Source organism: Cryobacterium sinapicolor, assembly GCF_004403465.1.
Classification (GTDB): domain Bacteria; phylum Actinomycetota; class Actinomycetes; order Actinomycetales; family Microbacteriaceae; genus Cryobacterium; species Cryobacterium sinapicolor.
In genome coordinates this window covers 1-5,508 of the sequence record NZ_SOGQ01000067.1, presented here as the reverse complement: position 1 = coordinate 5,508, position 5,508 = coordinate 1, and the positions used below count along the sequence as shown (strand labels likewise).

6 protein-coding genes and 2 pseudogenes are annotated in these 5,508 nt (G+C 62.5%); 1 reads left to right on the top strand and 7 read right to left on the bottom strand.

All coding sequences use genetic code 11. From position 1 onward, the window contains the following. Window positions 1-166 precede the first annotated feature (166 nt). From E3T28_RS12780 to E3T28_RS12760, 5 genes are all read right to left on the bottom strand, one after another. Window positions 167-661, bottom strand: coding sequence for an SRPBCC family protein (locus tag E3T28_RS12780; protein ID WP_134431880.1), 495 nt, complete (start codon window positions 659-661; stop codon window positions 167-169). A 417-nt stretch (window positions 662-1,078) separates the two neighbouring features. Beyond that, the gene (locus E3T28_RS12775) at window positions 1,079-1,819 is read right to left on the bottom strand and encodes a DUF4386 domain-containing protein (protein WP_134431877.1); all 741 of its coding nucleotides are present in this window, start codon (window positions 1,817-1,819) and stop codon (window positions 1,079-1,081) included. 80 nt (window positions 1,820-1,899) lie between these two features. Further along, window positions 1,900-3,081, bottom strand: coding sequence for a molybdopterin-dependent oxidoreductase (locus E3T28_RS12770; RefSeq protein ID WP_241979334.1), 1,182 nt, complete (start codon window positions 3,079-3,081; stop codon window positions 1,900-1,902). Window positions 3,082-3,122: 41 nt separating this feature from the next. Continuing rightward, complete coding sequence (locus tag E3T28_RS12765) at window positions 3,123-3,515, bottom strand: hypothetical protein (RefSeq protein ID WP_134431871.1); 393 nt, start codon at window positions 3,513-3,515, stop codon at window positions 3,123-3,125. Then, on the bottom strand, window positions 3,512-4,039 hold the full coding sequence (locus E3T28_RS12760) for a TetR/AcrR family transcriptional regulator (RefSeq protein ID WP_198417208.1): 528 nt from the start codon (window positions 4,037-4,039) through the stop codon (window positions 3,512-3,514). The genes E3T28_RS12765 and E3T28_RS12760 overlap by 4 nt, the downstream gene beginning before the upstream one ends. 119 nt (window positions 4,040-4,158) lie before the next feature. Here E3T28_RS12760 and E3T28_RS12755 point away from each other — a divergent pair. Further along, window positions 4,159-4,798, top strand: a pseudogene (locus tag E3T28_RS12755) (IS256 family transposase); the annotation flags it as partial. A 79-nt stretch (window positions 4,799-4,877) separates the two neighbouring features. Here E3T28_RS12755 and E3T28_RS17430 read toward each other — a convergent pair. Together E3T28_RS17430 and E3T28_RS12745 are read right to left on the bottom strand one after the other, a co-directional pair. After that, window positions 4,878-5,012 (bottom strand): annotated as a pseudogene (locus tag E3T28_RS17430) (IS982 family transposase); the annotation flags it as partial. A 116-nt stretch (window positions 5,013-5,128) separates the two neighbouring features. Next, window positions 5,129-5,508, bottom strand: a 380-nt coding sequence (locus E3T28_RS12745) for a transposase (RefSeq protein ID WP_174844004.1), incomplete at its 5' end; no start/stop codon positions are given.

Genomic DNA, 5,508 nt, shown 5'->3' with positions numbered 1-5,508 from the left:
GCCCTAGCCCGACGACGCTGCGACGTTCTCTATGCCATGCTGCGCGACGGCACCCTTTATCAAACCGACCATCAACTCGCGGCTTGACAAAAACATAGGGGCACCCCCCTGTCCACGCCATGACCACAACGAAACACGGAAAAGCATAACTGAACGGTACTAAGGCTTAGAGGCCGAAGGAAGCCATGCGACGGGCAATCCACCTCAGGGATGCACTCGTTGACCGCTGGCGATGGGCAGTGCCAGTAGAAGCGCGCTCAAGACGATCGAAAATATCCTCGATCACGCCGCTATGCATTGGCAGCACGAGCGGCCTCCAAAGCACCCGCATGACACCGGAAGCTTCGGCGTCGAGCTCGTGGCGAACACTGACACGATCGCCCTCCTGGGTGACGATGAATCGGTGGGTGCCGTCGAGCCCGATTGAAGGATCGAACCCGAACACCACACTCTGACCCGGATTGTGCTCGAGCACGCTGTAGCGAACGGAGCCGTGACCCCCACGCGAACCCGGGCGCAGGCCCTGATCCAAGATCATGGGCGGCGTGAGATCAGTCACCCACCAATCGTCCTGTTCGCTCGCAAGCGTCTCTAATCGCCGCCCGACAGCGCTTGCTTTCTCGACGAATGTACGGACGTGAACATCAGTGACTCGTGTCATGACAAACCTTTCGTGTGTTTTCTGGCGCCAGGATTGTGCAGAATGGCGGCGCTCACTGCGAACGCTGCATCTTCAAGCCAGTCGCGATTTGGATTTTGGTGATGATGGCGTGCCGAACGGTGGTATCCGGCACGTCGATAAGGGCAAGGGACGCCCTGCCCTCAGTCCTGGGGTGATGACGCCGAATCGCGCCATGTTTTGCCGGCCGACGGCGGCCTAGATTTTGAGGTTCAGTGTTGCGAGGTCGGGGCCCAACCTCGTAAACGAGGAGCCCAGAAACTCTCCTTCCGGCCAGATGGCCCTAGAAAACCGGATGGACGGCGCAACCGAAACAGAAACACCACCGGCAGCAAGGTCGGCTTCACCGCCACGCCCACCGCCAGAAACTTCAGGTCGATCGGCGAGGACCCGGCTCAGTCAGGTCGACCGGTGGACCGAGGCTTCTCGGGCGGCTGGGGTGAGAGAAGGAACGGGAGTGCTGAGAATGCTCACTGGGCGAAAGCCTTTCAGGATTAGCCACAGCGCGAGAGACAGCTCCCAGGCGAACACCGGGAGCGCCACGACGAGGCCGAGAGTAGAGAACTGCCCGTACAGGCCGAGCATCACGGCGATGGCGGAGAGGCTGATTAGCGCGCCGCCGACAAGACCCAGTACGGCAATGCCCCGTGGCACCAGGCGGGACGAGTACATCAACGAAGCCAGCAGCAGCGAGGCGGCACCGAGAGCGAAGCCCGGCCCGAACAGGTATGTCCAGTCTCGCAAGGCCACAAGCGTAGAGCCGATGGTGGACAGGGTGGCCGGGTCGGCGTCTGGGGTTGCCTCGAACTGCTGGCGGAGCGTAACAATCGCCAGCAGACTAAAGGATCCAACGAGTATGATTGCCGCCTCCAGCACACGCGCAGCGACGAATGCCAGGGCTAGGCCCTCATGCTGCCACTTCAGGATCGGGTACAGCGTGATAGCGGTGGCCACGGCGGCAATCACTAAGAGCAGTTCGAATAGCAGACCGAGGAGGATCGAACCCTCGGCGCCGGCGCCGGTGATGTAGTCGGCCCCGTTCAGGATCGGGCTATAGAAAGCAACTCCCGCTATTGCGGCCACCTCAGTCAGCAGGAAGAACACTCCGGCGGTGACGGCGGTGGATCTGTACAACTTCATCGTGATCCCTTCATCTATTCAAATTTTTGACGTGTGCGACGTACTCTTCAGAGAGGGAGCTTACGGTGTACACCGTGTGCTTACCTTTTCTTTTCGACGCGTCGGGTGCCTCCCTCGCCGGCCACCACGAAGGCGGTCAGCCCCGCCAGCAGCGCGCACAGCGGCGAGAAAATCAGTAGATCAAGGCGAAAGTAGGGCACTTTCGTGCCGCGAAGAACCGCAATGGTGGAGCCGGTGGCACCCGCTAGGGCGCGGAGGGCCGTCAAGATGACGAAGAGGCGCAAACCCGCTCGCTTGCGCGGCGCAGGCCTGGACAGCCGCGACCGCCCAGCAAAGTCGAGCAACAGGGCTGCCACGCCCGCAAGGGGGACCGGCACCAACGCAATTGCGGCGGGGTGTGGCATTGCCGTCGTGTCTCCTACGACCCGACGCGCCAACGACATCTCGTCGGTACCGGGCCATCTGCCCCCAAGGGCCCAGTACGCGTGCACCGATGCAATATTAGCTACCAGCACGGCGGCTACGGCCGCTGCCGGGCGTTGAAAACGAATCCCCTGGGCGGCGTCTCTGCGTATAGCCGGAGGCGAATCGGCAAGAAGTAAACTGCGTTCGGCGAGGACTGCAGTGATTGGAATAAGCGCGCGGTACACCCGCCTTAAGATCCACGCGGGTATCCATTTGTGACGTTCTTCAAAGGCCACGCGTGCCCGCAGGTGTTCCTTCGAACCGAGGATACTCCGCGGCTCCTGATTGTGAAGGGCAAGTCGTTCCAGGTGCTTCACACTCTTATAGCCATACTGTCCCGGGCTGACGAGACGTAGCGGCGCGCCGTGACGACGGTCGAGGGGCTGCCCGTTGAGACTGGTCGCAATGAGCACATCGGGGCCGAGTAGGTCCTCGAGCAGGAAGACGGCGCTGTGCCCGTCCAAGCCATCGACCGTGATGAACGTGGGAGCCGCGCCTTCCGCGAGAAGCGGGCTGATGATGTCGTTCCAGACGTCGCGCATACTAACGCCCTGCCAATGGAGACCCTGAGTGGTCCAAGTGGTGACGCAATGGAAGTCATTTGTCTGGGAACATTGCGGCAGGGCTGCGAGGTCCGTTGCCTTGAGAACCAGCGGAGCTGCGAGACCTTCGCCGTCGATGTCCAGTTGAAGACTCCCCGTGAGCGGCGGTGACCGCAGCGGATTGTCTGCAAAGCGAGGGAAACCACGGAGCAGACGCTGTCCTGGTGGCAGGCCGGATGCTCGCCGGGGCCGCATTTCGAGCAGTACAGAGAGCAACTCACCGGCTAACGGTCTTCTCACGTGGTCACATCCACAAGATTGTCATGGAGACGCCAGCCGTCTCGCATCATGCTGCGCCGATGGCTTATGGACAGCGACGGGAAGAAGTAGCAGCCACTGCGGCAGGGCAAGTACACGGCTATCAGGTTGAGCTGGAACGCGAGAATAGGGAAGACCGCGGCAACGAGCCCGCTACCTGTGGGGAGAACAATGCCTAAGTAGAGCGGGGTCGACGCACCGAGGACGCGGTCGACACCCACCAGGTGCCAGACCGCATGCAGCGCGCGCTTCGGTATGTCGGCGACTGCTGAGCGTAGGAGGAGCCGGGCGGGGTCGACCTGGTCACGTATAAGGTGAATCGCGGCCACCACGGCCGCCACCGACCCCGTACGATTTGACCAAACATTCATCGTGTCTTGATCCCGGTCACGACCATCGCCGCGAGGTGGCGAGGAAGTTCAGGAGTGACCGGCGCGCCAACCAATCCCACATGGAAAAGCACAGTGCCCGCCAGGCTGTCGAGGATGAGCTCGACGGGCACGTCTGCCACGAGCTCGCCGCGGGCGGCAGCGCGGTCGAAAACCTCAACCAGCCGCGCCTTCACGCCGGCGAGTAAGTCCTCTCGGATGCGCATCCGCAATGCTGGCTGGTCCGCGAAGTCAGCCAACAGGCCAGGGAGCGCTACGGCTGCGGCAGGCGCGGCGAACTCGTCCACTAGTCTTTCGACGAGGATCGTGACATCGCCGATCAATGTGCCCGTATCCGGAATGGGGTCCGCATCCGCAGAGGTGAACACAGCCTCGTAGACGAGTTCCGGCTTGCCCGACCATCGGCGGTAGATCGCATCCTTGCCAACCCCCGCTCGAGCGGCGACCCCAACGATCGTGAGGGCACCGTACCCGGCGTCGACTATAAGCGCGACGGTGGCGGACAAGATTGCGGCGTGCGTTCGTGAATCGCGCGGGCGGCCATGTGTTCGGGCGGGCATGGAATATACCATACCAGACGTTCCGTTTCGATTACAAAGCAGGTCGACCTGGCGAACATGACCACGTTGGTGACAGCGAGAACGAGGGCTTCTGGACGGCGTTTCTGCGGTCGTTGAAGACCCGCGGCCTCGACGGGGTGAAGCTGGTCATGTCTGACGCTCACACCGGCCTGAAGAAGGCCATCGGGACCGCGTTCCAGGGCCACGGCTGGCAGCGCTGCCGGGTGCACTTCATGCGCAACGTCCTCGCCGTGGTCCCGAAGGGATCGCAGGAGATGGTCGCCTCGATCATCCGCACCATCTTCGCCCAGCCCGACCGTGAGCACATCGAGAAGCAGTTCCGTGAGGTGACCACGATGCTCGGCCGCTCGCACCCGAAGGTCGCCGCAATGCTCGTCGACGCGCAACCCGACCTACTCGCCTTCGCCGGGTTTCCGAGGCGACACGGGCGCCAGATCTGGTCCACGAATCCGCTCGAACGCGTCAACAAAGAGATCAAACGTCGCACCGACGTCGTCGGCGTGTTCCCCAACGCCGCGGCCCTGCTGCGCCTGGCCGGTCGGTCCTGATCGAGCAGCACGACGAGTGGGAGGCCGGCGAACGACGCTACTTCTCCGAAGCATCAATGCTCGAGCTGACCACCATGAACAACCCCATCGAGTCCTCGACGAGGCGGTGATCCTCCCCGAACTCGCCGCCGCCTAAACTAAAACCACTGACCCGCACAGTGTCGAGAAACTCCACCACTCCGCGGGACGTGACCTTTTCGGTCCGAGGCTATGCCGAGCAAGTGTTGGGCGACGATAGGGCAGAGCAGCTCAATATCGGTCAAGGCCGGTGGTCGCCCGGGTCGGCCCTGTCTGGAGAACCTCAGCGCGGGGATGATCCGGTCGTCTAGATGGACGTACAGAGTGGTCAGGAGACACCTTCACTGCCCATCGTTAGAGAAAGGGGAGCTCACCGCGACTGCAAGACGAGTTTCGCCTTNAGTCCAAATGCGTGGTGTAACGCGTTTGCCGCGTGATTCTTGGATTTCTAGGCGCTGAGGGCGCCGAGTTCGGTTGTTTGTTCCTCCTTCTCGGTCGGGACGAGGGTGAGGCGTGAGCGGCTGAGGACGTCGAGGCCGAGGTAGCGGCGGCCTTCGATCCATTCGTCGTGTTGTTCGGCCAGGACCGCTCCGACGAGCCGGCTCAGGGAGCCGCGGTCGGGGAAGATACCCACGACGTCGGTGCGGCGGCGGATCTCGCGGTTGAGACGTTCCTGGGGGTTGTTGGACCAGAGCTGACGCCAGATCTCCTTCGGGAAGCCGGTGAACGCGAGCACGTCGGCCCGGGCTGTCTCGAGGTGGGTGGCGACTGCGGGGAGCTTCTCCTCCAGTGCGTTCAGGACCCGGTCGAACTGGGCGTGGACGGCGT